We start from the raw sequence: 25730 nt of genomic DNA, 5'->3' as shown, positions 1-25730 counted from the left end.
CGGCTAAAATCGTTTTATGCTTTGTTAAGGAGTATTTGCTTAGAATGACTAGGCGGCACACTCCTTGCCGCGCCTAAAACGATTTTATCTCGAACAAAATTTAACCGCGAAAGATCAACAGACCCTAGTAACGACAGGATGGCGCGGATGAACAAAGGTACATTAGCACTACTCATTTCAGGCTTAATCACAATTCCAACGGCAGCAATGGCGATGACTCCCAACACCGATCTTAACCTAATGCCTTACCCACAAAATGTAGAGTTGGGGCAGGGTAAAATCACACTGGATAAATCCTTCAGCATTTACATCAAAGGCTACGATTCACCGCGCGTGCAGTTCAACGCTAAGCGCACCATGGACCGTCTATATCGCCAAACCGGCTTACCGATGTTGAACTGGCATGCCGAGTCGGAAAAAGACGCGACCTTGGTGATTGATATTCGTAATGCGCCCAAGTCAGAGGTGCAAGACATTAACAGTGATGAATCGTACCAACTTGAATCGCGTAATGGTCAGATCATCATTCGCTCCGAACGCCCTTACGGTGCTTTCCATGGTTTAGAAACCTTCTTGCAGTTGGTGACTACGGACGCGACTAGCTACTCTGTGCCTGCGGTGTCGATTCAAGATGAACCTCGCTTTCCTTGGCGTGGTGTTTCTTATGATACTTCCCGTCACTTTATCGAACTTGATGTGATTCTTCGTCAACTCGATGCAATGGCATCAGCAAAAATGAACGTCTTCCATTGGCATATTTGGGATGACCAAGCGATTCGTATCCAGCTCGATAATTACCAAAAGCTTTGGCAAAACACCGCAGATGGTGATTACTACACCAAAGATGAAATCCGTTATGTGGTGAATTACGCGCGTAACCTTGGGATTCGAGTTATCCCTGAAATTTCTTTGCCGGGACATGCTTCGGCAGTGGCGCACGCTTACCCTGAATTAATGTCTGGTATGGGTGAGCAATCTTATCCGCACCAACGTGGCTGGGGTGTGTTTGAGCCGCTAATGGACCCGACCAATCCTGAACTCTACAAGATGCTGGCGAGCGTGTTTGACGAAGTGGTTGAGCTCTTCCCAGATGAGTACTTCCATATCGGCGGGGATGAACCAAATTACCAACAGTGGAAAGACAACCCGAAGATTCAGCAATTCATCAAAGACAACAATCTGGATGGAGAGCGTGGTCTGCAATCGTATCTGAACACCAAGGTTGAACAGATGCTGGAAGCACGTGGCAAGAAGATGACAGGTTGGGATGAAATCTGGCACAAAGACCTTCCAACCTCGATTGTGATTCAAAGTTGGCAAGGGCACGACAGTATCGGTAGAGCAGCAAAAGAGGGCTACCAAGGTATTCTCTCAACAGGCTATTACCTAGACCAGCCACAACCAACCAGTTACCACTACCGCAATGATCCAATGCCGAAAGGAATCACGGTTGATGATCAACTTCATCAAGGTGAGAAATTCGCGACTTATGACTGGGTGAAACCACGCAACAAAGGTGGTCCACGTACAGGTAATCTAACCATTATAGAAGCGACAGACGGTAGCTACCGTGCGTTTACCGATTACAACGGTAAGTCTCGCGAAGAGGTGTTCATCATCGAGTACGTGCCGGGTGTGAAGTTTAAAGGGCACTTCGATAACTTTATGTCTTACACCGAATTCAACTATGACTTCGCGGATGGCAAGTTGAAAGACACCAGTTACCAATTGATTGGCAATGTTCGTTGGCCTGCGACTGGAGAATTGGTCGCGAGCAGCGACATGGCAGGGAGTGTCATTCCTAAGCCGAATGGCGGCTATCCGGCTGAACTGACCGAGAAAGAACAACAGTTAATTTTAGGTGGAGAAATCACCATCTGGGGTGAGAACCTCGATTCAATGACCATCGAGCAACGCTTATGGCCTAGAAGCTACGCGATTGCTGAGCGTCTATGGTCGAGTCAGGAGCTGACCGATGAGCGCAGCATGTACAAACGCATGAAGGTGATGGATACATGGTCTGAGGTTTCGCTTGGTCTACGCCATCACGCCGATGCCAATATGATGCTAAAACGTCTTGCTAATGGTGCGGACGAAACGCCGCTACAAACATTTGCGCAGTACATCGAACCTGCTCAATACTACGCTCGTCATTGGGAGAAATGGATCTCTACGCCAATTGAAGGTGATTTATACAATCAGTATGAGCGATTAAACCGCTTTGCGGATGCACTGCCAGTAGAAAGCCTAGCAGTGTATGAGATGCAAGATTTGGTCGCGGCTTATGCTCAAGGTGATACAGCAGCATTGGATGCGTTGGCGATGCATTATCAAAGCGTTAAGTTAGCAGCGCAGCAAGCCAAACCTATTTTCGCGTCGAACGTGGCCTCAGCAGAAACAGTGCCGGCTGCAGAAGCCGCAATCAAAGTTGCCGATTTAGGTTTAACCTTGATTGAGCTCGCCAAGCAGGGCAGTGACATTAGCCAATCTGACGCTGAAGCGTATCAACGCACCATCAATGAAAATGCGATTATTTTTGATGAAACGATTGTCGCCATCGTCGTACCAACCGAGCAGTTGCTTCACACTTTAACCGATTGATAACTAAAAGGGATTGCCGTCTGGTAACGCAGGCGGCATCTTATCGGTTAAGCACTCTTTTATCTCCTAAAGGTTTCCCATGATAGTAAATGGTCACTTACATTTTTATGTAGGCACCTATACCGATTCACCAAGCCAAAGTCAGGGCATTGCGTGTGTTTCTCTCGATACTGCTACTGGCGCATTAACGCTCACCAATGAACATGTTCCAGAAGCGGTGAAAACGGTTCGTAACCCTTCTTACCTTGCGCTCAAAGGAGAGGGTTTATATACCTTTAATGAAGTCAATCGCTTGGAAGGTGTAGAGCTGATATTTGCTGAAAAAACAGACAGCTATGGATTGCCAATTGAAGGTGATTACCCTTGCCATATCGATATTAAAGAACCGTTACTCGCTGTTGCAAACTACGGTTCCGGCAATGTAAGTGTTTACCAACTTGATGAGCAAGGCAAGCCTTTGAAATCCATTGCAGAATTGTATGTAGAAGGCAATGGGCCGAATATTGATCGTCAAACTTCACCTCATGCGCATCAAGTCACTTTTTTAAAACACTCCGCTCAATTGGCTGTGGTCGATTTAGGCACAGACTGTGTTCATTTCTATGACTACGGCAATGATGGTGAAACAGTTAAGTTTTCACTTTCTCAAAGCATCGCTATGCCTGCTGGTTCTGGGCCTCGTCATTTGGTCTTCAATCGTGATGAGTCTGTCGCCTACGTTGTTTGCGAACTGTCCGAAACGCTGGTGGTACTTCACAAGCAAAGCGGGCAATGGAATCTGACTCAGCAAGTGAAGCTGCTAGCCGATGAAGAGAACAAAGAAGCGGCGTCTGCTATTCGTCTCTCCGTGGATGAGCGCTTTGTCTATGTCTCATGCCGCGCGCAAAATCTGATCAGTACATTTGATGTAACGAGTAATACTCCGGTTCAAATTGCCGCGTCCGATTGTGGCGGCGCGTTTCCAAGAGATTTTGTTATATCCTGTGACGGGCAGTGGATGCTCGTTGCCAATCAACATTCGAATAATGTCGCTAGCTTCCATAGGAATCCGGAAACTGGCGTTATCACTCCAACCGGATATTCGTGCGACATCGGTGCGCCTGTGTGTTTGGTTGAGAAGCAGTAATTAAGAGAAATAACATGACAATTCATCGTATTAATCCATGTAAACGTTGGTCTGATGTAACGGTATTCAACGGTATTGCCAACTTTGTTGAGGTGGCAGAAGCAGATACAACTGCAGATATGAAAGGACAAGTACAACAGATTTTCGACCAAGCCGAGCAAATGCTAGCCAGTGTTGATAGCGATAAGTCGCGCATCTTATCTGTGACGATTTACGTGACAGATTTTGCTAACTTCGATGCCCTTAACGAAGTATGGGATGCGTGGTTCCCTGAGGGCTGCGCACCAAGCCGTGCTTGTGTCAAAGTTGAACTGGCAAATCCTGAACTGTTGGTAGAAATGGCGTTCGTTGCTGCTGCGGGTGAGAAGTTCCAGTAGTTCGACATCACTCTACTCAAACCATCAAGTCCAGCGTTATATAGTTCAATAACGCTGGGCTTTGTTTTATTGGGCTAATGCTAAAGACAAACTAAAGGTCTACACAAAAATCTTGCCTTTCATGTAGAGCACGCCGTCGCCAGATACTCTTACTTGTTCGCCAATAACTCCGCAATGAAGAATACCTCCGCGCTGGGAAGCTTGGTAAGCGACCAGTGATGTTTTGCCTAATTCTTCTGCCCAGAACGGTGCTAATCCAGCGTGAATCGAGCCGGTTACGGGGTCTTCATCGCCACCATTTGCAGGCCAAAAGTAACGCGATACAAAGTCTTGTTGATCGCCTTTCGCAGTAACGACCACATCGTAAGGAGCGAGTGTCTTGAGGTGCTCCGAACGGTACTGAACATCAAGTACCTCCTGTTGGCTGTCGACCACCACGAAGTACGCTTGAGGGCTAAGCAGTACGCGTTCCACATCGCAACTTAAGCCTTCAATTAATGCCGAGGGAATATCAGAAACGGCTTTTGGAGGACGAGTGGGGAACGTCATCTCGATCTTACTTTGCGCATTCTTCTCCACGGTGAGGGTTCCTACTTCCAGAGTATGAAACTCAATCGTGCCACTAATGCCAAGCTCATCAAACAGCACTAACGACGAGGCCAGTGTGGCGTGTCCACAAAAGTCGATTTCAGTTATAGGAGAGAACCAACGAATCTCATATTGGTTTGCGCCAATGGATTTTAGAAAGGCCGTTTCCGATAAATTGTTTTCTGTCGCGATACTTTGCATCAACTCTGGAGCAAGCCATTCCTCTAACGGCACCACCGCTGCAGAGTTGCCTTTGAATTGCGTATCGGTGAAGGCGTCCACCACGTAGATATCCAGTTCCATTTGAGCTTCCTTGTTTGCTTTTGAGCTAATGAGCATAAACCAAATAGTTCGTAGATAAGCGCAAATTTAAAAATATTACGAAAAGTATCACTGATTAGCTTAAAATGAATGCTATTGATACTTAATGGTGGGCTGCTGTTTCTTTTTGGGCATACACTTATGCCGAACTTAAGAAATAGGAGCATCATCATGAAAGCAATCACTACATCGGTTTTGGCATTAAGCTTATTGGCGGTTGGTTCAGCGCAAGCATTTGAATTAACCAGTAAAGACATTCAAGAAGGTCATCCTATGGCGAAGACCTTCGAATACAACAGCTGGGGCTGTAATGGTGGTAACCAATCCCCACAATTGATGTGGAAGGATGCGCCAGCAGGAACAAAGAGCTTTGCAATCACGGCTTATGACCCTGATGCACCTACTGGCAGTGGTTTCTGGCACTGGGTTGCGTTTAACATTCCAGCTTCAGTTAGCGAACTGCCACGCGCAGTGAACATTGAAAAATTGGGCGGTAAAGAGTCACGTATTGACTACGGAACAGTTGGTTTTGGTGGCGTTTGCCCACCAGAAGCAGATGGCATGCACCGCTACCAATTCACGGTTTGGGCATTGCCAACCGAGAAACTAAACCTAGATGAAAACACACCAGCTGCTGTGGTTGGTTTTACGCTTAACAGCATGGCACTAGACAAAGTAAAACTGACGGCGACGTACACACGTTAAGCCGTAATAGATAGATGATAAAAAACGAGGGGAATAGATGAGCCATCAATATCGAGTCACGTTGTTTCGTGCCGAGCAGTTACAGAAGCTGCGTAATGTGAAGATCCATTCCCCAAGTATCATTCAGATCATCACGGGCAGTAAGCGTCTTTTCTGGAAAGAATCGGCGCTGGATCTTTCCAATTCTGAGCTGCTGCTTTGTGAGGCTTCTGCATCATTGAGTTTTGAGAACTTACCGCAAAAAGGTAAGTTTCTCTCTAGAATGTTCAGCTTTCATTGCTTGCCGTCAGAAGCAATGCTTGAACTGAGTGCAAGCATTGATAAGGGTGAAGAAAAGCCGACATTAGAAGCCGATAAAGCCTTGGAAGACACGCTCAATGCTTTGTTCTCGTTTGACCAACAAACCATGAGCAAAGAGACCCAAACCTTCTGGGTAATGGGGTTGTATCAACAACTTGCTGAGCGTGGTGTGTTGCATCACTTGTTTGCGAGTGCGAACACAACATTCAGCCAGAAGCTGAGCCGTTATTTGTCGTATTCTCCGGGAGAGGAACACCCATTAGAGCTGGTGGCTGAACGTTTTGCCATGAGCCGTGCGACCATGATTCGCAAGCTCAAGCAAGAGGGCACTCAGTATCGGGAAGTGCTGGCGGAAGTGCGCTTAAATCATGCGCTGCACTTAATGCAAAACGGTCACTACAGCGTGGCGATGCTGGCGCAATTATGTGGATATCAATCTGAAGGGCGTTTTAGCCAGCGCTTTAAAGGTAAATTCGGCCTAACACCGAGTGATTACATCAAAACGGTGGTCGTCAATTAATGTGTCCTGAATAAAACTAAGCGCGTTTCACTGAGCTTAATGTGCTCGAAGACTTAGAATCCGCAATCGCAAGATCGGACAAGAGTTGTTGCAGTAGTTCTGCTGCATGAACGTTCGCGCGCACTTTGTCGACATCGGTCAAAGTTGTGCTGTCTTCTTCTTCTAGACACTTAATCGTCTGTTGTGAAAGCTTGAGAACAGCATGCCACTTCAGTTTTTTATATTCTAAATTCATTACTCAAACTCCTATATGAATTTCTAATTTAAAACATTGTTCAAAACTTTGAGTTAGCAAATTGGATTTTGTTGATCTCATCATGCCTAGCATGGAAAACAAAAAGCGCCCGTCGCTTTAACGACGGGCGCTTTCAAGTCACTATAACCTTTGGTTATTTGTAGTATTTCTTTTTCATTTTGAGCGCGACGTTCACCAAAGCAATCAATACAGGCACTTCGATCAGTGGACCAATGACACCAGCAAAAGCTTGGTCTGAATTTAGGCCAAACACCGCGATAGAAACCGCAATTGCCAATTCAAAGTTGTTGCCTGTTGCCGTGAAAGCAATCGATGCGTTTTTGTCGTAGTCGATGCCCATTTTCTTACCAACGAAGAAGCTGACAAAGAACATCAACACAAAGTAGATAGCCAGTGGAATTGCTACACGGAATACATCCATTGGCAGTTCAAGAATCATCTCACCTTTCAAGCTGAACATCAGTACGATGGTCGCAAGCAGGGCGATAAGCGTAATTGGTGAAATGCGTGGGATGAACACGTCGTTGTACCATTGCTCACCTTTCGCAGCGACCAGCCATTTGCGGCTCAGGAAGCCCGCTAGGAATGGAATACCAAGGTAAATAAGAACGCTTTCCGCGATGTCCATCATCGAGATATCAACCACGAAACCTTCGTAACCAAAGACTGGTGGCAATACAGTGATGAACAACCATGCCATCACACTGTAAGTCACGATTTGGAAAGCGCTGTTTAGTGCAACTAGGGCTGCGCCGTATTCTTTGTTACCGCCACCGATATCGTTCCATACCAATACCATCGCAATACAACGAGCAAGACCGATCAGAATGATACCAACCATGTAACCCGGATGATCACCTAGGAAAGTCAATGCAAGGATGAACATCAAAATAGGGCCGACAATCCAGTTCATGACCAAAGACAGCGTGATCGCTTTTCTGTCTTTAGTGACGGTACCTAATAGGTTGTAATTTACTTTTGCCAGAGGCGGGTACATCATTAAAATCAAACCAATCGCTAGTGGGATGTTTGTGCTGCCCACTGACATTGATTCATTCCATTCAGCAACCTGCGGAAAAGCAGCGCCAATACCTACACCGATTGCCATTGCCACAAAAATCCAAACCGTTAAATAACGATCGAGGAAGCTCATTTTGTTGCTGGCACTATTTAAAACTTGAGTAGTCATAGTGGTCTCTTTATTCGTTTATCGTCGAAAGGCGATAGTTAAAGGTATAGTTTATCTCTGCACACCTGACCAGTGTGCAAAGTCAATTAATCAAATAACTTGGAAAATCCTAGATTGAACTTATCAAACGCGTCGCGTTGAATGCGGTAACAAACCTTAGGTGGGTTTGGCTCCGCGCTGATAAAGCCTGCTTGCTTGAGAATACGCAAGTGCTCGGAAACAGTAGATTGTGCAAGACCCAGTTCAGAAACCAAATCACTGTTCAAACAACCGCCCATGGTATCGAGAGTGTGCAGGATATGCAGAATGCGCAAACGTGCTGGATGTGACAAAGCTTTTGCTTGTGCTGCTAGAGTTTGTTCTTTCTCGAGCTGTTGTTGTGTTGTCTGAAAAACAACTTCGCACGTGTCGTTGCACTTATCACTCATTCGCTGGCCTTAATAGTTAATCGTCGAATTACGATAAAGTGTACGCCTGAAGAGCTAAGGATGCAACTACAGAATCGAAACTAAGTAAAAACGCAAGGCAAGTATGAATAATTTGCGGGGTTTAATTGCAAAGCTAGGTCATTGGCTTGAGGAAAAAGAAAAGCAGAACTTAAAGATACAACGAAGTGGGGGTGTAGTATCAGGAGCTAAGTTCTGCTTAAGGTTCGTTTACCAGTTGAAGAAATCGTTCATTGTTACCAGAGCCATTACTTCAAGCTTGTTGTCCGAATGCGCAACGCGCTCTCGGAAATAGGTTGCCATCGTAGGCATGTCTTTCGCTGATCGAATTCGGAATCGCATAGTGTTTCCTCCTTGTTGCTGACAGGGTCAGTATGCGAAGAAAAGAGGAGCTGAAAAAGAGAGTAGATTTCTGTGGTTTATTCCTAGTTAGCCCCAGAAGGTGCGCTAACTCACCGATTTTTGTGTTAGTGGGGGTAAAAAGGGGAACAAAGTGTTTGGAAGTTTTCTTATTTTCTCTCGGATAAGTTGAGTAAAATAAACCTATATCCACTTTTTGAGGGCGCGCGGTGTCTGATCTCAACTTGTTCCGCTACTACCAACGACTCACTCCCTTTGGCGTGGGGAGTGAAGCCAAAACCACATTGCAGGAAGTCGCTGACTTGTTGTTCACTTCTCCTCGCCATGCACGCAGCTTACTGTCGCAAATGCAGGAGCAAGCATGGTTGAGTTGGCTGCCAAAAGCGGGACGAAATCAGCGTTCAACGTTATTGCTGAACATCGAGTTGAGTGCGTTAAAAGAAAGCCTCGCACTGGAGCGAATCAAGCTGGGTAAATACGAAAAAGCGTTGGCGATTCTCGATGAAGATGAAGCTGCGTTTGGACGTTTGCTCAAAACCACTTCTGGGGCGTCTGTTCAAGAAGGTCGACTCAACATTCAGCTCACCTACAAACGTATGTTTGAGCGTATTGTTCCTCATCAACTGCACCGCAGCAGTGAGCGCTTCTTCTTGCGTCAAATCTACTGTTGTTTGGTATCCAGTGACTACAACGGAGTGGTGAAGCCAGAACTTGCTCATCATTGGCGTTATGACGAGAAAAGTTACGAATGGACTTTTTACCTGCGCCCGGGCTTAACCTTTCACAATGGTGCACCGATTGATGCCGATACCGTTGTTAGCCTGTTTGCTAAGCTCAGTTCTCTTGAGTTGTATGAGAAAGAGTTAGCTCATGTCGATAACATTACCGCGCCAAACCCACTCAAGGTTGTGTTTACCCTCAGCAAGCCAGATTTGGGTTTTGCTGGGCTTATTTCTGGCGTGAAGTACGGCATTCAACCCGTTAGCCAAGTGAACGTTGCCAATAACAATTTGGTCGTTGGCAGTGGTCCTTTCTCTGTGATTGAACACAGTGCTCATCGATTAAAACTGCAAGCTTTTGACGGCTATTACGCCTGTCGAGTACTGACCGACATGGTGACAATCTGGATCGTCAATGATGAGAAAATGGAGAACCCATCCCTAGCTGCAAATACACCGCCGAAACAGGTAGAGAAAGCGGACGACGAGCTTGCCGACAGCATGTGCGGGCACTATATGTCGACACAAGATGCGGAAGTGGCTCCGGCGAGTCAGCGCAGTCGCACCGAGGACGGTTGCTTGTTCGCCTTGTTCAATCAACATGCAAAGTATCCTCTGTCTCAAGCGCAGCGTCGTTACATCGCCGAGTTGATTCAACCGGAGCGCCTTGCTGATGTGATGCGCAAGGAAAAGATCGTGTTTGGAAGTGTGCCTGCTTACAACATGTTGCCAACGTGGAAGCCCGTACTAAGACCGTTTGGTGAAGAAAGCAAGCTACCTAAACATATCACCATCGCAGGGTACAACTACACGGCATTGAGACGATGTGCGCGTGCAATTGCTAACCTACTTGAAGGGACGGGAAGCAAAGTCGGCATTGTGATGTATTCCTACCGAGAGCTAAGCGAAAAAGCCAAAAACGGCACGCTAGATGAAACCTTGGTGGTGACGAACATCAACTTGGATGACAACCGTCATGCATCGGCGTTTACCAACTTCTTTAGCAATACCGTGTTGCACCACACATTGGGTGAAGAAAATGCGACTTGGTTGGATGAGCAATTAGAGAAAGTGCGCGCGTATACCTCGCTAGAAGGTTACCTCAAAGCGCTCGAACCTATTGCTTCCACACTCGTCAGCGAATACTGGATTGCACCTATGTTCCACCATACGCAAACTTTGCGCTTCCAAGGTGTGTTAGAAGACGTTGCACTAACTAACTGGGGATGGCCAGATATTCGTTCGGTGTGGTCAGCGGATTAACTGCCTTAGTTATTTAGCAAAGTGCTGCTTCACGAATTCAATGAAGGCCTTGGTTTTCGCTGATTGATAGATAAGTTGCGGATACACTAAGTACACTGCGTTGTGCTGGTGGTCAGTTTCTTCCGATAGAACCTGCACAAGTCGCCCATTATCAACGTCTTGCTCGACAAAGTAACTTGCTAATCGTGCAACGCCATTGCCAGACAGGGCTGATTCTTTGAGTAAGCGGTTTTCATTGCTTGAAAGCCAACCTTGGGTTTGAACCGTTCCTGTTTTTAAAGGCCATTCTTTTTGATGCAGTGTGGTTAAGCATTGATGCTGTTTTAAATCCGCTAACGTCTCCGGCGTGCCTTTTTCTTGCAGATACTGAGGAGAGGCAACCAGCCAGTGGTCGTAGTCCAAAAGGTGATGCGCAATCATATTCTCGGGCGGCGTTCTTGTCGCTCTAAACGCAAAGTCGACGCTGGTTTCCGTCAGATTAAACGCTTGATAGCTAGAAAGGATCTCGAACTCTACGTTTGGATGTAGAGCGCGAAACGCGACGCATAAATCATGCAGCACCGCTTCAGCAAACATCTTGGGAGCGGTAAGCCGAATCAGACCGTCTATTTGCTCAGATTGCTGACTTAAACTCTTTTCCATTTCCATTACGCGTCGTTTGAGATCTTCCGCTTGCGCAAAGATCGATTCACCTTCTGCCGTCAATCTCACGCTGCGTGTAGTTCGAACAATCAAAGGCGTAGCGAGTTCCGATTCCAATCGCTTGATTTGTTCCGACAGGTAACTTTTAGAAATGCCAAGTTGCTCCGCTGCTCTAGAAAAATTGAGTGTTTGAGCCACTTCGGCAAACAGCATCAGTTTTTCGATTCTTTTGTAATCTGCCATCTTAATTGTTCGCTAGTGAGGATAATGAATTCGATTTTACGGTATTAAACTAATTTTTACGAACGGTAAGATGGTTCGAGTTAATTTAAGAAATTGAAAATGCAGAAATCGGAAAAGTGAGAATAACGATGAACAATCCAACACTACCGCTCGCCAAAACCTTACCTAACGTTAGCCGCTTGGTTTTCGGCTGTATGGGACTCGGAGGGGAGTGGAATCGCAACTCATTAACCGCCCAAGATGAAAACCAAGCTTATGCCGCAGTAGAGGTAGCATTAGAGGTGGGCATCAATCTCTTTGATCATGCGGATATCTACAAATTCGGTAAGGCAGAAGAAGTGTTTGGGCGCATCTTAGCCAATGACTCAACGTTACGAGAACGAATGTATCTGCAATCCAAGTGCGGCATCCGTCTAGGAGATGAGCAAGGTGTGAAGCAGTATGACTTCTCTGCTAAATGGGTGACGGCTTCTGTTGAGGGTATTCTTGATCGCCTTGGCGTGGAAAACCTTGATGTTTTGATGCTGCATCGCCCGGATCCTTTGGTTGAATTTGAAGAACTGGGCACAGCGCTACAAGCCCTGAAACAAGCTGGCAAAGTTAACCACTTCGGTGTCTCTAACATGAACAGTGCTCAAATTGATCTTCTCCAACAGGCAACGGGCGAAGTTATTGTGGCGAACCAGTTGGAAATGAGTCTGGCTAAGTCTGACTTCATCAAGCAAGGCATGGGGCTTCCTTCGTCTGCATCTGACTACGTTGCAGGAACACTGGAGCATGCCCGTAAGCACAGTATCCAACTGCAAGCGTGGGGCAGTATGGCGCAGGGAAGATTCTCAGAGCGCGGCTTACATTCTGATGATCACAATACTAGACAGACGGCGGAGATGGTGATGGCGTTGGCTGCTGAATATGGCGTGTCGTCTGAGGCGATTGTTTTAGCCTTCCTGACGCGTCATCCAAACCAAATTCAGCCTGTTATTGGTACTGCAAACCCACAACGTATTCGCGCTTGTGCTCAAGTGGAAAACGTCACGCTGTCGCGCAGCCATTGGTATGGCTTGTTCGAGAAAACCCTTGGGCATGAGATCCCGTAGGAGAGAAAAATGAAATACGTACAAGTTCAAACTCTGATTCAAACGGCATTGGAAATTGCCACTACTCGCAAGCAATACATTGCGGTTGCCGTGGTTGATACGCATGGCGAATTGCTCGGTTTTGCCCGAATGGATGATGTGAGCGTGCAAGCAGGTTTGTTGGCACAAAATAAAGCCTACACCTCGGCTAGAGACCGTCAGCCTAGTGGCAATTTGGGCGCTTGGGCTCGTGAAACAGGTAAGCAGTTGAGTTATTGGACTGACCCAAAGATCACTGGCTTTATGGGCGGAGTACCTGTAGAACAAGAAGGGAAAGTCGTCGGTGCAATTGGTATCAGTGGTTTGGCTGAGCAAGACGATGAAGCGCTTGCGATGGAAGTATTAAAAGCGCTGTAAACAAAAAATCCCACCAATGCTCTTCGCTAGACATTGGTGGGGATGGTCAAAATGATGGAGTTGACCACGAATATCAACGGTAAATGCCTGCTCGCCTTCGAAAGGCGTCATCGAAGTGGAGCGTGACAAGGTGGTTATTGCTGACCACTGACAAAATCAGCGCAAACCTAGGTTAGGAGCGTGCTTACTGGATAACAGAAAGCCGCTATCCAATAAGCTGTCAGTTCATTTTGCCAATCAGTTAAAGGCGCGAGCTAAGGTTCCGTGACCTTGGCAAACGTACTTCACTGAGTTACTGCAGACGAATACCGATTCACCCGCTTTCAAAGTGATGTGATCGTCTTGGCTAGAAACCGAGATTTCCCCTTCGATACAAAACAAAATCTCTGCGCTGCGCACGAATTGAGTGGTTGCTGTACCTTCAACGACCATCACTTCAAAACCGAAATCATCCACCGGAATTGGGTAACTAAGCTTGCCTTGTTTATGTACGGGCGCGAGCTTGATTTGTTCTGGGTCAATCGCGTTGAAGATGGTGTTGTCGATAAGCTCAGGAACGTCGATGTACTTAGGTGTTAAGCCAGCGCGCAGCACGTTGTCTGAGTTCGCCATGATCTCCAAACCTGTTCCTTGGACGTAGGCGTGTGGCGTTTCTGCATGGAGGAACATCGCTTCGCCCGGAGCGAGTTCAATCGTGTTCAACATCAATGGCGAAAACAGACCAATATCGTCCGCGTAATGCTGACGGAAGTCTTGAATATAACCGTAAGCTTCTCGTGCCATAGCGGTTTTCGCAGGGCGCTCTAGGCTTGCGTAAAGCTCATTCAAAGCCTGCTGTTTGCGTTCGCCTTCTAACGACATAATTGCTGAGAAGAACACTTTGAGACCTTCACTGTTTGGTGTGGTTTTCAGTGCGTTGATTTCTGTCTCTAGAGCAGAGATGTTCGCTTGCTCAAACAGAGATAAGATCTGCTCAATTGGACGGAAGCCGTTCATCGCTTTGTAAAACGTCAGCGCGTAAACCAACTCCGGTTTATGGTTTGGATCTTTGTAGTTACGGTTGGCAGCATTAAGTGGAATGCCTTGTTCGTTTTCACGAGCGAAGCCAATTTCCGCTTTGTGCTTACTAGGGTGTACTTGGATAGAAAGCGGTGTTTCAGCGGCAAGCACTTTAAATAGGAATGGTAGTTCACCAAAACGTGCAGCGGTGTAATCACCCAGCGATTGCGTTTTGTTTTGGTTGATGACTTCTGACAACAGTTGTTTGGTGTCAGCAAGCTTTGAACAGCCGTTTGGATGAGCTCCCATCCAGATTTCTGCTTGTGGCTCGTTCGCTGGATTGTCGATGCCGAATAAATCATGAATCGAGGTGTGGCTGCCCCAAGCGTAGTTTTGAATCACATTGTCCAGTTTGAATAGAGCGTGTTGCATGGCGATATTCTCTTGATTGGAACGAAAGAAGAGGAGAGGCTTGCTCCACGATGAGAGCAAGCCTGAGTCGGTTTGGACGGGTTATCTAGTTGATGACCTTACCCTGAGAACCGGATTAGAACTTCACTTGGAAAGACTTAACCTGACACGGTTTCAGCGCGCCGAACGATGATGTATCTACCTCATTTGATAGTACTTTCTCGTCTAGCTGTGTTTCTTTCCATGACGTTACTTCTGCAGTAAATGCCACAGTGTCGTTAATCACTTCGCTCTCTGATGGGTTGTAGACGCGCAGAATGAGTGCATCCTCGTCTTCCGCCTTCTTCAGTACGCTCAGTACTGCGCCTTCTAGCGATTTGTTTAGTAAGCTGTGCGTTAGCGGTAAATTTTGCTCGCCTACGTTCAGCTTCATCGCGTTGTAAGGGATCTTGTTGTAGCACTGGATTGGAGTCACGTTGTCACGCGCTGCCGCCATTACGTTTGCTTCGATGTGGTTGCCCGCGAAACCAAACAGTGCGAACTCACAAACGATCTTGCCGCGTACTTGTGAATCTGGCGTCGGGATCTTGATACCAGATGGACGACCCGGACGAAGCAACAACTCTTCTTTACCCAATACGCCGATACCACGCAGAAGGGTTAGGGCGAATGTGTCACGCTCTTCATTGCCTTGGCTTGAAATCACTTCAAACTCACGCAGACCGTTGCTCATCAGTGCCATACCACCTTGTGCGTTCTCAACCGCAGCAAAGTTCATTAGCTGGTAAACTGGCACTGGTGCTTCTTTCCAGCCGTCTGCTTCCCAGTTCGCCATTTCTGGATCGTTCGTTGGACGAGTGATCAAACCGAACTGGTTGTCCGCTACCACGGTTTCAGACACAAACGGTGTTGGTACTAATACGCGAACGCGGTGGTCGTCAGCTTGGTTGTCCAGCTCCATACGAACTTCAATACGGCGTGTACCTTGTTTTAGAACCACTTGGCAGTTCACGTCTAGGTAACCGTTTTGACCTGTGCGCTCTTCACGTTGTTGTAGGTTCTCAGGCAAGTTCATGCGCAGTTTGATGGTTGCTACAGACTGGAAGCCTTCATGCTTCACATTCACTTCTGCATCGAATTCGTCTGAGAACAGTAGCCACTCTTTACGAGAAGGTGAGTAGTCGTATTCGTCGCCATCGTCAGAGCCGTCTTCAATGCGCAGCGCTTGTTCGTAAAGGTGCTCTGTCTCTTTGTCGAAGATGTTCAGAGTGCCATTCGCGTTTACGTTGATGCGGTAGAATTCATTCTCAAGAAGGAACTCTTTTTGCTCAGCCACTTTTTGCGTGCCTTTCTCATTCGCTTGAATGTGTAGGGTAGTGAAGCCCATCGCTGGCACGGTGTGCTTGATTTGAATATCGTATTCGATGAACGGGTCGTAGTTACCGTAGTGAACGATTTGACGGTCAATCTTACCTGGGTCGATCACGCGTTGATCTTGGATGAAGTACTCAACTGGCGTGCCGTTTTCATCAAACAGGTTGAACTGTTCTGCACGGATAGTGATGGTGGTGTTTACCACTTCTTCACGAGCGTATGGCGATAGGTTGAATAGTGCTAGCTTGTCGCAACCTTCGCGTGCTGGCATGTGGTCAACAATCTTACGTTTGTAGAAGTTGATCAGGTTAGTCGCCATATCGTCCGCAAGGATGTAACGGTTCAAGATCTCTGCGTGTACCTTGTCTGAACAGCAGCAGCCAATCGAGTCGTGAGCGTGGTTCTTCATGCTCTCTTTCCACATCTTCTCGATTAGACCGTGGTGGTATTCAAAGCCCAGTGTCCATGCGATAGACGCTAATGGCTCAAGAATGTTTACGATCTTGTTCTCTACTTCTGCGTGGATCAGTTTGATGTCCATACGTGTTGAAGAAATAGTACGGTGAACACGCATGTATTTACCGTCGTTGAACTCGCCTTTGATGGTATCAAGCTGATCGCGCTCGGCTTCAATACGCTCGAACACTTCTTCAAAGCGGCTCATTTTGAATTCTTTGTCTGGGTAGATTTCACGTAGCTTATCCATCACCTCGAAGATGTCTTTTTGGATAGGCATTTGGTCGTGACCGTTTGGTAGTAAGATGTCTTTGGTTACCGACGGCTTTTCTAGCACTGGGAAGTATTTATCTAGACGTGCGCGCAGACCTTCTTCGTCTTGCGGTAGGTATTTACCAATCGCGTAGCCCAGTGGCAGTACTTGCGCAGAGACTTCGCTGCCATCGTTTGATTGCCACAAGAATTCGGTTTTATCTGTGCCGTGACGCTCTGAACAACCACGCCAGAACATAGCGCGATTGATGCCAAAACCTTTGTAGATAGCTGGCAGCTGAGAGCTCATAGAGAATGAATCTGGTAGGTAACCAATCTTCATTGGCTCACCTAGAGCTAGACAGTCGCGCAATCCGTAAAGCATGTTACGTACGATAGATTCACCAGATACTTGCATTGTATCCGTTTGAGAGTACCAAGGGCCAACAATCAGTTTGCCAGCTTGTGCTAGCTCACGTACGCGCTCTTTGTTTTCTGGCTTGATTGCGAAGTAATCTTCCAGAACTGCGGTTTGACCGTCTAGAACGTAGTATTTGTAGTCTGGATCGTTTTCCAGACGAGTCATGATTTCTTCCATGTTGTTCACTAGTAGAATGCGAGACTCTTCTGTAGTGAAGTACCATTCACGATCCCAGTGCATGTGAGGAGTAATATGAACGCGAGATGTAGTCATAACTTTTACCGTCTTAGGCAATAATTGCCGTTAATTTGTTTTAAATTTGATTGTTTTCTATTCGTTTTTGCGGCATTTATGCTTGCCGACGAATATTTAGGGCGCAGAAATCCCACGCCCAAAGTTTGTGTTGAGCGAATCTATATACCCAAGTGATTTCAAACTGCAGGATTCAGAGCGTTGTCATTGATTCGAGTTCAAGGAAAACAATGCAGTGTAATAGCTCTCTATTTCCAAATTGTTTGAAGCAGAAATCGGGTCAATGACACGCTCCCAAAGGGCGAGTTGCCTTGGCATGTATACTTTGTTGCCGATTTTTGATTTAGACCCACTAGACCTTCAAATCGCCGCCGCGTCTACAAACCAAGTCATTCTCGCTGAACCAAGCAGCTTGAAGTTACTTGGGTATAAATAATTCGAATTAATGTTGAGCGGCAGCCTCAGTGACAAATTTGCCCTTTTTTACTGCGTGTGCTCGCCACATGATGAGAGTGATGGTCGAGATAGTTGCACCAATCAGCGCAGCGCCAAACCAGATTGCCGCAGCCGTGAATGCGCCTAGACCTGCATCGTGTAGTAGGAAGATTGAGAAGATACCAGCCCCCGGAGTCGATAGACCTACGCCAGCAGCACCCACCATTGCGCCTGTTACGACAGAGCCAAGTAGGAATGAGCCAATAACGCGGATTGGGTCTTCGATAGCCATTGGAATCGCACCTTCAGTGATGCCCGCTAGACCAAGCAACCAAGTTGATTTACCCGTCTCGATTTCAAAATCTTTAAACAGGCGAGGCGCAAGCATGGTTGAAGCCGTTACTGTGAACGCAGAGACCATTTTCACCGAACCGAAGATAGCGTATGGGCCGTAAACGCCGTTTGCCATTGCACCCAGACAGAATGCGTAAGCGGCTTTGTTGACTGGACCACCAAGGTCGAATGATACGAATAAACCAATTACTGCGCCTAGAAGTAGGGCGTTGGTGCCAGACATGCCGTTTAGCCAGTCCGTCAAACCTTGGTTTAGCCAAGCAACAGGTTTACCGATAACGAACAGCATCAATGAACCAGCAACCAAAGTACCGATAACCGGGTATAGGTAGAAGGTTAGGAAGCCGTTGAACGCTGGGTTTAGACGTACGTTTTCTTTTACCCAACGCATGACGTAACCAGCAATCAAGCCACCGACAACACCGCCAAGGAAGCCAGAGCCGATAAGGTTCGCTGCAATACCTGCGGCAAAGCCTGGGCCAAGCGCTGGTTTATCTGCCAATGAGTAAGCGGTGTATGCCGCCAGTACAGGAACCATCAATGTACCCAGTAGACCACCACCTAGTTTGCGGTACATCCACAACCAAGAGCCTTCTTCTGCATACAAATCTTGTAGGTTGAACATTTGTGCCAATAGCACGGCAACAGCAAGTACGGTACCGCCAGCGACGATAAGAGGAACCGCGTAAGAGATACCTGATAGCAGTGCTTGTTTTAGTTCAGTTTTAAGTGGTAGCTTCTTAGGTTTGTTGTTGGTCGCAACTGCAGCACCAGCGCTTCGACCTGCTTTACCTGCTTCAACCGCTTCGTTAAGAATGCGCTCAGAGTGTTTGATTGGCTCAGCAACTGGCACTTCTACACGAGGAATACCATCAAAACGCTCTAACTCTTTGATTGCCACTTCAGCCGCGAAAACGACCGCTGTTGCACTGTTGAGCTGTTCAGCAGTCAGGCGATCTTCAATGCCGTTTGCGCCTTGCTTTTCAACATGCACGTTGTAACCCAGCTTCTTACCTGTCTTTTCTAGGTATTCTGCTGCCATGTAGGTGTGCGCAATACCTGCAGGGCAAGCGGTCACACAAACGATGGTTGGTGCATTTGTATCTAATTGGTCTTGTTTTTCTTCTTGCTCTGCTTGACCATCAAGCAAAGCGAAAATTTGTTCTATATTTGTAGCATTGAGCACTGCCTCACGAACATCGTCATCCACTAGCGTTGTGGTCAGTTCGGTCAACAGGTGCATGTGTGTTGAACCTGCTTCCGCATTTGGAATTGCGATTAGGAAGATCAGGTTTACGTCTTCGTCTTCATCCAGACCTTGCCACTTTAAGTCTTGTTTTAGTGTGGCTACGGCAAACGCCGCCTCTTTTACTGCATCTGTCTTACCGTGCGGTACTGCTAAGCCTTCGCCTAGCGCCGTCGGGCCTTGCTCTTCACGAGCAAACACTGCTTGTAGGTATTCTTCCTTGTTATGCAGTTTGCCTTGCTGGTCTAGCTGGTCGGCAAGTGCACGAATCGCTGCGTCACGACTTTCGAACGTCGTTTGTAGGTTTATCAGCGATGGGTTTGTAAGAGAGGTTAATTTCATAACTTTTGTCCCATTGTCACATTCGACATTGTTGTGCATTCAACAATGATGTGAATAATACCTTTTAAATACAAATGATCCGTGATCAGGATCGCAGTTGAATTAAAATATGTATTATTGTTGTATTGTTTTGGTTTGTTTTTGTATGCCGATATGCGAACAAGTGCTTGTCATGTTGACCTGAATTCGTATTATAGAGCTCATAAACCAAGTCTTTCTTGCAATGATAGTTCACACCAGTGTGCTCGGTTCTTGAGTTGTCTCAAACAAGTTCACTTGAATGGTCATTTGTATTGTTTTTATAGAGGTAAACATGGCAAGACTGCCAATGTATCGCCAGATTGCGGACGCGATTCGCGAGAAGATCAGCGATGGCGAATACAAAGTAGGAACCGCTCTTCCTACCGAAGCTCAGTTACGCGAAGAATTTTCTTGTAGCCGAGTCACGGTTCGCCAAGCGTTAAAACTGCTGATTGAAAATGGTGAACTGGAAAGTGTGCAGGGTAGTGGTACCTATGTGAAAGAGAACAAGGTTAACTACGACATTTACCAGCAGACCAGTTTTGCAGAGAAGTGGGCGCACCTAAATGCAGTGACACACAGTGATGTGGTCGCGTTCGAGATTACCAAAGCATCGCTCACGATGGCTGATGCGCTGAACATCAATGAAGATGACAAAGTCTTTTACGTGAAACGCGTTCGTTACCTTGATGACAACCCAATCACAGTAGAAGAAACTTGGTTGCCGACAGACATGTTCCCTGATCTCACCTACCAAGTGATGCAAGGTTCTAAGTACCACTTTATTGAGAAAGAGAAGGGCATGGTGATTGATCGCAGTGAACAAGAAATCATCCCGGTATTGCCACCGCAAGACATTGCAGAGTTGCTAGATATTGATCCGGCCGAGCCGATTATCGAAAAGCGCACGCGTGGTTTCTTGCAAGGGGATGTGGTGTTTGAATACAGCCGCAACTACTTCAAATCGACTGACTATAAGTTTACGCTGGTGGCAAAACGTCATAAGTCGTAAGCGCGATATTACGCATTTCATTTTAAACCCGCCACTCGGCGGGTTTTTTGTGTCTTTTCTCTTCCGACCTTCTGTTCGCTCTATGCTGAAACTAAGCAACGTTTCGATTTCTTTTAGCAAACAAGTGTGATGATTATCCCTGTTTGAAACTCACTAGCGCCGAATTAGTGGAAAATGAAGTTTGAATTTAATCACGATAAATACCGAGTCAAGAGTCGTAATGTGATCGAGATAAATTATTGCGAATTTCTAGAAATGTTTGGATAGGTGCGGAAGTTCAAATTATGCCTATTGACATGTTGCTGAAAGAAAATTTGTTGCTAACTTTCTTTGTCTATTTTTGAGCTACGTTCATTAAAACAAATTGACAGCCATTTAATTGTGATTTGTTGCACAAAAGAGGCGTGCTTGCGCGGTTCTACGACTCTTATTGATAATTAACCCATCGATACCGAACTGCTGATAGGGTTTAAAAATGCTGTATGAATTAATCGACCGCGAACTAGTAGATGTTATTAATGACCGCGCTTACCAATGGCAAGATGCAGTTAAAAAGACAACGCAATACCTAGAAGACAAAGGTTACGTTTCTCAGCAATACGCGGATGCCATCATCCAATCGACCGAAGAAAATGGTCCTTACTATGTGTTGTGCCCTGGACTGGCGATGCCACATGCTCGCCCAGAAACCGGTGTCCTAAAAACGGGCTTGGGCATTCATATTTTCCCTTCACCAGTTGATTTTGGTTCGGACCTTGGTCCTGCCAACATTCTTATTACCCTAGCTGCAAAAGACTCTGATACCCACATTGAGGTGATTCAAGCGCTGAGCGAGATGTTTGTGGACGAAGAGAACATTGCAAAACTGGCACAAGCTTCATCTAAGGAACAAGTGCTAGACATAATAAAAGCATACTAAAAGGAACATAACGTGAAAGCAAACATGCGAGCCAATGTGCAAGCCTTCGGGGGTCATTTGACCGCTATGGTGCTGCCAAATATCGGAGCCTTCATCGCTTGGGGCTTTATTACTGCACTCTTTATCCCAACAGGTTGGATGCCAAACGAAGCGTTTGGGGAACTTGTTGGTCCAATGATCACTTACTTATTACCACTGTTGATCGGTTATACCGGCGGTCAGATTGTTGGTGATAAACGCGGCGCGGTAGCCGGTGCCATCGGTACCATGGGTGTTATCGTTGGTGCGGACATCCCAATGTTTGTTGGCGCGATGATCATGGGCCCACTCAGTGCTTGGGTTGTGGTGCAAATGGATAAGCGAATCCAACACCGCATTCCTTCTGGTTTTGAGATGGTGGTGAACAACTTCTCACTAGGTATTGTGGGCATGATCCTGTGCCTGTTCGCCTACGAGATTGTTGGCCCAGCAGTAACAGCGGCAAACTTGTTTGTGAAATCAGGCATCGAAGCCTTGGTGGCGACGGGATTCCTTCCTTTGCTTGCGATCATCAACGAGCCAGCGAAAGTGCTGTTCCTAAACAACGCTATCGACCAAGGTATTTATTACCCACTGGGTCTGCAGGCGGCAGCTGAAACAGGTAAATCTATCTTCTTTATGGTGGCATCTAACCCAGGTCCAGGTCTTGGTATGCTGCTGGCTTATGCGAAGTTTGGTCAAGGTCTGTCTAAACGCTCTGCGCCAAGTGCCATTATCATTCACTTTTTCGGTGGTATTCATGAGCTGTACTTCCCGTACGTGTTAATGAAGCCAATCATGATCTTGGCGATGATTGCGGGTGCCGCGACAGGTATCGCAACCTTCAACCTACTTGATGCAGGTTTGGTAGCAGGTCCAAGTCCAGGTTCGATCTTCTCTTACTTAGCATTGACTCCGAAAGGCAGCTTCCTAGCGACCATCGCAGGTGTCACAACTGCAACGATTGTTTCCTTCCTTGTTGCAAGTGCGATTCTGAAGATGAGCAAAGCAGAAGACAAAGAAGACGAGTTTGAACAGTCTGTCTCTGATATGAAAGACATGAAAGCGGAAGGTGCAATCAAACCAGTTGCTGCTGCAACACAAGAAGTCAACAAACCAATTTCATTTGTCGCATTCGCTTGTGATGCGGGTATGGGCTCAAGCGCGATGGGTGCTTCAACCTTCAAACGCAAGTTAGTTCAAGCCGGGATTGATATTGAAGTGAAGAACTTCGCCATCGAAAAAGTCCCAAGTGAAGCCGACATTGTCGTGACACACGAAAGCTTAGAAAGTCGAGCCATCAAAGCAACAGGCTTGCCAGTGGTAACGATTAAGAACTTCCTCAATGACCCAGCGCTCAATGAGCTGATGGATACGATTAAGCAACAAGCGGTCGCGACTGAGCAACCAGCCTAACAATGCAGTATGGGGTGGCACCTACCACCCCATTTAGGAGAGAAATCATGGTACAAACAACGGCAGCGGTTATCTGTGGTGAGAAAGATGTTCAACTAAGAACCTTTGATTTGCCAAGCATTTCAGCTGATGAACTTCTGGTTAAAAACATTTCAAACAGCATTTGCTTATCCACTTACAAAGCAGCATTGTTGGGTAGCAAACACAAACGCGTGCCTGAGAACATTGATGAAGTGCCAGTGATGACGGGTCATGAATACGCAGGTGTGATTGTTGAAGTCGGTGAGAACCTAAAAGACCAATACAAAGCAGGCGATTACTTTGTTCTACAACCAGCAATGGGTTTGCCTACTGGTTACTCGGCGGGTTACAGCTACGAAACCTTTGGTGGCAACGCAACGTATTCCATCATCCCTAAAATCGCTATCGACTTAGGCTGTGTGCTGCCTTACCACGGTGACTACTTTGCAGATGCGTCTTTAGCTGAGCCAATGTCATGCATCATCGGTGCTTACCATGCGAGTTACCACACGACGCAATACGTGTACGAGCATGATATGGGCATCAAAGAGGGCGGATCATTAGCGCTACTTGCATGTGCTGGCCCAATGGGCATTGGCGCGATTGACTACGCGATTAACGGACCTGTGAAGCCAAAACTGATTGTGGTGACAGACATTGACGCTGCGCGCTTAGACCGAGCAGAGTGCTTAATCCCGGTTGAAAAAGCAAAAGAACAAGGCGTCGAACTGCATTACGTGAATACCGCTCAAGTCGATGATCCTGTGACTTATCTGAAAGCGCTGAACGATGGCAAAGGCTACGACGATGTGATGGTGTATGCAGCTGTATCGCAAGTGCTAGAGCAAGCCGATGAGCTGTTGGGCAACGATGGCTGCTTGAACTTTTTCGCAGGCCCTACCGATAAAAAATTCAAAGTACCGTTTAACTTCTACAACGTGCATTACGAATCGACGCACATTGTGGGCACGTCTGGAGGTTCAACAGGTGACATGGTGGAATCTATCGACTTGTCTTCCCAAGGTAAGATCAACCCATCGTTCATGATCACGCACGTTGGTGGTCTGCAAGCTGCGCCACATACGATTCTGAATCAGCTCGATATCCCGGGTGGTAAGAAGTTGATTTACCCACACATTGACCTGCCGTTGACCGCGATTGATGATTTCTTATCGTTGGCAGACCAAGACCCGTTCTTCGCCGAATTAGACGCAATTTTGAACGCGAATAACTATGTGTGGAACGCACATGCAGAAAAAGCGTTACTTGAGTTTTATGACGTGAGCTTAACGGTTTAGTTGCAACGAATTTGTGTGGTAGCCTTTGCGCTGCCACATAATGGAGAGGTCATAATACGTTGTCACGTGAAGACGAATTACTGGAGAAACTGGACGAGTGCGAAAATGCGACTGCGTTTCTTCAGGTTTCTAACAAAATAATTAACCTCAAGTTAAAAGCATTACTTCCGAGTGTGTTCGTCCAAGACGACCTTGTGAAGGAGTATGCTGTGGAACCTTTATTGAAAGAAGATGGTCCGTTGGTGACGACCGATGTGGTATCGAAGCTGATGTTTGCGATGGGCAAAATCTCTTTGGAAACTTACGCCGATATCGGATTGTACGATCAGGTCTTGGAGTACGTGGTTAGCCAACCGGAGAAAGTCGAATTCGCGGATGACGTGATTTACGACTTCATCAAAAACCAAGCGGTACTCTCTTCTCAGCAAGACAGCTTTTATCTTGAGTCGATCAATCAGCTTAAGTTCTCTTCGTTTGAGTCCTTTTCGCAAATGAGATACGAATCTCTCATCAAAACAGTGTTGAAGCTGTCGTGTGAAATGTTGATAGAAAGAATCGAAGGGGAGATCAATCAATAAGGGTTCACCATGAAAGTGAATTTAAACGTCAGTGGTTTTGAAACCGAAGCTACCTTTCCCGATGCCGACGTAAAGCGAATCCATCAACCTCTTATCGAAAAGTTTACCCGTCTATATCATGAGAAACAGGAACGCATTGTCGTGTTCTTGTGTGCCCCTCCAGGCAGCGGTAAGTCGACCCTTGCTGCGTTCTGGGAACACCTCTCTGAGCAAGATGAAAGCCAAGAGCCACTTCAGGTTCTACCTTTTGATGGTTTTCACTACCCGAATGAAATCCTCGACAGCAACACCATTGAACGTAATGGCGACATTGTTCCTCTGCGCAGCATTAAAGGCTCTTACGAGACGTTCAATCTCACCGAGCTTATCGATAAGCTGAAACAGCTTAAAGTGAAAGACAGCAAATGGCCTTACTACGATCGCAACCTGCATGATCCGGTTGATGATGCCATTCAGGTTAACCGCAATATTGTTGTCGTCGAGGGCAACTGGCTGCTGCTTGATGAACCAGTATGGAAAGAACTGCATCGCTTGGCTGATTTTACGGTGTTTATTGATACTCAAGCGGAGTTTCTACAAGAGCGTTTAGTCAATCGTAAGATTCGTGGCGGCACAGACCCAGAAGCCGCCTTGGAGTTCTACTTACGCTCTGATGCGGTCAACGTTGATAAAGTGTTGAATCATTCGATTCCTGCTGACTTATCGCTGTTTCTCAATCAAAACGGTTCGTTCGAAATTCGATAGTTCGTCCACAAT

The 25730-nt window shown here is 46.6% G+C and carries 23 protein-coding genes; 14 read left to right on the top strand and 9 right to left on the bottom strand.

All coding sequences use genetic code 11. The features are described 5' to 3' along the window. Positions 1–147: 147 nt before the first annotated feature. The 3 genes from BCT11_RS24225 (at position 148) to BCT11_RS24215 (ending at position 4104) form a co-directional block, all read left to right on the top strand. Positions 148–2601, top strand: a complete 2454-nt coding sequence (locus BCT11_RS24225; protein ID WP_102389479.1) for a beta-N-acetylhexosaminidase — start codon at positions 148–150, stop codon at positions 2599–2601. A gap of 79 nt (positions 2602–2680) precedes the next feature. Continuing rightward, positions 2681–3727 (top strand): lactonase family protein, encoded by a 1047-nt coding sequence (locus tag BCT11_RS24220; protein WP_102389478.1) that lies wholly within the window; start codon positions 2681–2683, stop codon positions 3725–3727. 14 nt (positions 3728–3741) lie between these two features. Further along, positions 3742–4104: a RidA family protein gene (locus BCT11_RS24215; RefSeq protein WP_005534602.1), complete on the top strand. Its 363-nt coding sequence runs from the start codon at positions 3742–3744 to the stop codon at positions 4102–4104. Between the two features lie 99 nt (positions 4105–4203). Here BCT11_RS24215 and BCT11_RS24210 read toward each other — a convergent pair whose 3' ends face one another. Beyond that, positions 4204–4995, bottom strand: coding sequence for a PhzF family phenazine biosynthesis protein (locus BCT11_RS24210; RefSeq protein WP_102389477.1), 792 nt, complete (start codon positions 4993–4995; stop codon positions 4204–4206). A gap of 189 nt (positions 4996–5184) precedes the next feature. Here BCT11_RS24210 and BCT11_RS24205 point away from each other — a divergent pair, with 189 nt between their 5' ends. Together BCT11_RS24205 and BCT11_RS24200 are read left to right on the top strand one after the other, a co-directional pair. Further along, complete coding sequence (locus tag BCT11_RS24205) at positions 5185–5718, top strand: YbhB/YbcL family Raf kinase inhibitor-like protein (RefSeq protein ID WP_102389476.1); 534 nt, start codon at positions 5185–5187, stop codon at positions 5716–5718. Positions 5719–5755: 37 nt separating this feature from the next. After that, entirely contained in the window at positions 5756–6538 is a 783-nt protein-coding gene (locus tag BCT11_RS24200; RefSeq protein WP_102389475.1) for a helix-turn-helix transcriptional regulator, read from the top strand. A 16-nt stretch (positions 6539–6554) separates the two neighbouring features. On the opposite strand, the gene BCT11_RS24195 is transcribed toward BCT11_RS24200, so the two are convergent. From BCT11_RS24195 to BCT11_RS28550, 4 genes are all read right to left on the bottom strand, one after another. Further along, positions 6555–6773, bottom strand: coding sequence for a hypothetical protein (locus tag BCT11_RS24195; protein WP_038875496.1), 219 nt, complete (start codon positions 6771–6773; stop codon positions 6555–6557). Between the two features lie 154 nt (positions 6774–6927). Continuing rightward, positions 6928–7983, bottom strand: coding sequence for an ACR3 family arsenite efflux transporter (gene arsB / locus BCT11_RS24190; RefSeq protein ID WP_102389474.1), 1056 nt, complete (start codon positions 7981–7983; stop codon positions 6928–6930). A gap of 86 nt (positions 7984–8069) precedes the next feature. After that, entirely contained in the window at positions 8070–8411 is a 342-nt protein-coding gene (locus BCT11_RS24185; protein WP_038865258.1) for a winged helix-turn-helix domain-containing protein, read from the bottom strand. 228 nt (positions 8412–8639) lie between these two features. After that, positions 8640–8771 (bottom strand): hypothetical protein, encoded by a 132-nt coding sequence (locus BCT11_RS28550; RefSeq protein WP_258070320.1) that lies wholly within the window; start codon positions 8769–8771, stop codon positions 8640–8642. A gap of 227 nt (positions 8772–8998) precedes the next feature. On the opposite strand from BCT11_RS28550, the gene BCT11_RS24180 reads away from it, so the two are divergent. Continuing rightward, positions 8999–10771: an SgrR family transcriptional regulator gene (locus tag BCT11_RS24180; protein WP_042605684.1), complete on the top strand. Its 1773-nt coding sequence runs from the start codon at positions 8999–9001 to the stop codon at positions 10769–10771. 9 nt (positions 10772–10780) lie between these two features. On the opposite strand, the gene BCT11_RS24175 is transcribed toward BCT11_RS24180, so the two are convergent. Beyond that, positions 10781–11656 carry a LysR family transcriptional regulator gene (locus BCT11_RS24175; protein ID WP_102389473.1) on the bottom strand — a complete coding sequence of 292 codons (876 nt, stop codon included), beginning with the start codon at positions 11654–11656 and terminating at the stop codon, positions 10781–10783. 128 nt (positions 11657–11784) lie between these two features. On the opposite strand from BCT11_RS24175, the gene BCT11_RS24170 reads away from it, so the two are divergent. Together BCT11_RS24170 and BCT11_RS24165 are read left to right on the top strand one after the other, a co-directional pair. Then, positions 11785–12753 carry an aldo/keto reductase gene (locus BCT11_RS24170; protein WP_102389472.1) on the top strand — a complete coding sequence of 323 codons (969 nt, stop codon included), beginning with the start codon at positions 11785–11787 and terminating at the stop codon, positions 12751–12753. 9 nt (positions 12754–12762) lie between these two features. Then, on the top strand, positions 12763–13149 hold the full coding sequence (locus tag BCT11_RS24165) for a heme-binding protein (protein WP_102389471.1): 387 nt from the start codon (positions 12763–12765) through the stop codon (positions 13147–13149). Positions 13150–13386: 237 nt separating this feature from the next. Here BCT11_RS24165 and manA read toward each other — a convergent pair whose 3' ends face one another. The 3 genes from manA to mngA all read right to left on the bottom strand — a co-directional run bounded on the left by manA (position 13387) and on the right by mngA (position 19691). Next, positions 13387–14580 (bottom strand): mannose-6-phosphate isomerase, class I, encoded by a 1194-nt coding sequence (gene manA, locus BCT11_RS24160; protein WP_102389470.1) that lies wholly within the window; start codon positions 14578–14580, stop codon positions 13387–13389. A gap of 115 nt (positions 14581–14695) precedes the next feature. Continuing rightward, positions 14696–17335 carry a mannosylglycerate hydrolase gene (gene mngB / locus BCT11_RS24155; protein WP_102389469.1) on the bottom strand — a complete coding sequence of 880 codons (2640 nt, stop codon included), beginning with the start codon at positions 17333–17335 and terminating at the stop codon, positions 14696–14698. A gap of 421 nt (positions 17336–17756) precedes the next feature. After that, complete coding sequence (gene mngA, locus BCT11_RS24150) at positions 17757–19691, bottom strand: PTS 2-O-a-mannosyl-D-glycerate transporter subunit IIABC (protein WP_102389497.1); 1935 nt, start codon at positions 19689–19691, stop codon at positions 17757–17759. 313 nt (positions 19692–20004) lie between these two features. Here mngA and BCT11_RS24145 point away from each other — a divergent pair, with 313 nt between their 5' ends. The 6 genes from BCT11_RS24145 (at position 20005) to BCT11_RS24120 (ending at position 25718) form a co-directional block, all read left to right on the top strand. Beyond that, positions 20005–20724, top strand: coding sequence for a GntR family transcriptional regulator (locus BCT11_RS24145; RefSeq protein WP_020194774.1), 720 nt, complete (start codon positions 20005–20007; stop codon positions 20722–20724). 475 nt (positions 20725–21199) lie between these two features. Continuing rightward, the gene (locus tag BCT11_RS24140) at positions 21200–21643 is read left to right on the top strand and encodes a PTS sugar transporter subunit IIA (RefSeq protein ID WP_102389468.1); all 444 of its coding nucleotides are present in this window, start codon (positions 21200–21202) and stop codon (positions 21641–21643) included. 12 nt (positions 21644–21655) lie between these two features. Further along, positions 21656–23077: a PTS mannitol transporter subunit IICB gene (locus tag BCT11_RS24135; protein WP_079855974.1), complete on the top strand. Its 1422-nt coding sequence runs from the start codon at positions 21656–21658 to the stop codon at positions 23075–23077. Between the two features lie 47 nt (positions 23078–23124). After that, positions 23125–24396, top strand: coding sequence for a zinc-binding dehydrogenase (locus tag BCT11_RS24130; RefSeq protein ID WP_102389467.1), 1272 nt, complete (start codon positions 23125–23127; stop codon positions 24394–24396). 59 nt (positions 24397–24455) lie between these two features. Then, entirely contained in the window at positions 24456–24974 is a 519-nt protein-coding gene (locus tag BCT11_RS24125) for an MltR family transcriptional regulator (protein WP_038875471.1), read from the top strand. Between the two features lie 9 nt (positions 24975–24983). After that, positions 24984–25718 carry a nucleoside/nucleotide kinase family protein gene (locus BCT11_RS24120; protein WP_038875469.1) on the top strand — a complete coding sequence of 245 codons (735 nt, stop codon included), beginning with the start codon at positions 24984–24986 and terminating at the stop codon, positions 25716–25718. Positions 25719–25730 lie beyond the last annotated feature (12 nt).

The sequence above is a fragment of the Vibrio sp. 10N.222.52.B12 genome (assembly GCF_002875385.1).
Taxonomy (GTDB): Bacteria; Pseudomonadota; Gammaproteobacteria; order Enterobacterales; family Vibrionaceae; genus Vibrio; species Vibrio jasicida.
This window is presented reverse-complemented; position numbering and strand designations above follow the sequence as displayed.

Excerpts from the sequence above, each read along its gene's own strand:
- BCT11_RS24225 (WP_102389479.1), top strand. The coding sequence starts at position 148 with ATGAACAAAGGTACATTAGCACTACTCATTTCAGGCTTAATCACAATT.
- BCT11_RS24220 (WP_102389478.1), top strand. The coding sequence starts at position 2,681 with ATGATAGTAAATGGTCACTTACATTTTTATGTAGGCACCTATACCGAT.
- BCT11_RS24215 (WP_005534602.1), top strand. The coding sequence starts at position 3,742 with ATGACAATTCATCGTATTAATCCATGTAAACGTTGGTCTGATGTAACG.
- BCT11_RS24210 (WP_102389477.1), bottom strand. The coding sequence starts at position 4,995 with ATGGAACTGGATATCTACGTGGTGGACGCCTTCACCGATACGCAATTC.
- BCT11_RS24205 (WP_102389476.1), top strand. The coding sequence starts at position 5,185 with ATGAAAGCAATCACTACATCGGTTTTGGCATTAAGCTTATTGGCGGTT.
- BCT11_RS24200 (WP_102389475.1), top strand. The coding sequence starts at position 5,756 with ATGAGCCATCAATATCGAGTCACGTTGTTTCGTGCCGAGCAGTTACAG.
- BCT11_RS24195 (WP_038875496.1), bottom strand. The coding sequence starts at position 6,773 with ATGAATTTAGAATATAAAAAACTGAAGTGGCATGCTGTTCTCAAGCTT.
- arsB (WP_102389474.1), bottom strand. The coding sequence starts at position 7,983 with ATGACTACTCAAGTTTTAAATAGTGCCAGCAACAAAATGAGCTTCCTC.
- BCT11_RS24185 (WP_038865258.1), bottom strand. The coding sequence starts at position 8,411 with ATGAGTGATAAGTGCAACGACACGTGCGAAGTTGTTTTTCAGACAACA.
- BCT11_RS28550 (WP_258070320.1), bottom strand. The coding sequence starts at position 8,771 with ATGCGATTCCGAATTCGATCAGCGAAAGACATGCCTACGATGGCAACC.
- BCT11_RS24175 (WP_102389473.1), bottom strand. The coding sequence starts at position 11,656 with ATGGCAGATTACAAAAGAATCGAAAAACTGATGCTGTTTGCCGAAGTG.
- BCT11_RS24170 (WP_102389472.1), top strand. The coding sequence starts at position 11,785 with ATGAACAATCCAACACTACCGCTCGCCAAAACCTTACCTAACGTTAGC.
- BCT11_RS24165 (WP_102389471.1), top strand. The coding sequence starts at position 12,763 with ATGAAATACGTACAAGTTCAAACTCTGATTCAAACGGCATTGGAAATT.
- manA (WP_102389470.1), bottom strand. The coding sequence starts at position 14,580 with ATGCAACACGCTCTATTCAAACTGGACAATGTGATTCAAAACTACGCT.
- mngB (WP_102389469.1), bottom strand. The coding sequence starts at position 17,335 with ATGACTACATCTCGCGTTCATATTACTCCTCACATGCACTGGGATCGT.
- mngA (WP_102389497.1), bottom strand. The coding sequence starts at position 19,691 with ATGAAATTAACCTCTCTTACAAACCCATCGCTGATAAACCTACAAACG.
- BCT11_RS24145 (WP_020194774.1), top strand. The coding sequence starts at position 20,005 with ATGGCAAGACTGCCAATGTATCGCCAGATTGCGGACGCGATTCGCGAG.
- BCT11_RS24140 (WP_102389468.1), top strand. The coding sequence starts at position 21,200 with ATGCTGTATGAATTAATCGACCGCGAACTAGTAGATGTTATTAATGAC.
- BCT11_RS24130 (WP_102389467.1), top strand. The coding sequence starts at position 23,125 with ATGGTACAAACAACGGCAGCGGTTATCTGTGGTGAGAAAGATGTTCAA.
- BCT11_RS24120 (WP_038875469.1), top strand. The coding sequence starts at position 24,984 with ATGAAAGTGAATTTAAACGTCAGTGGTTTTGAAACCGAAGCTACCTTT.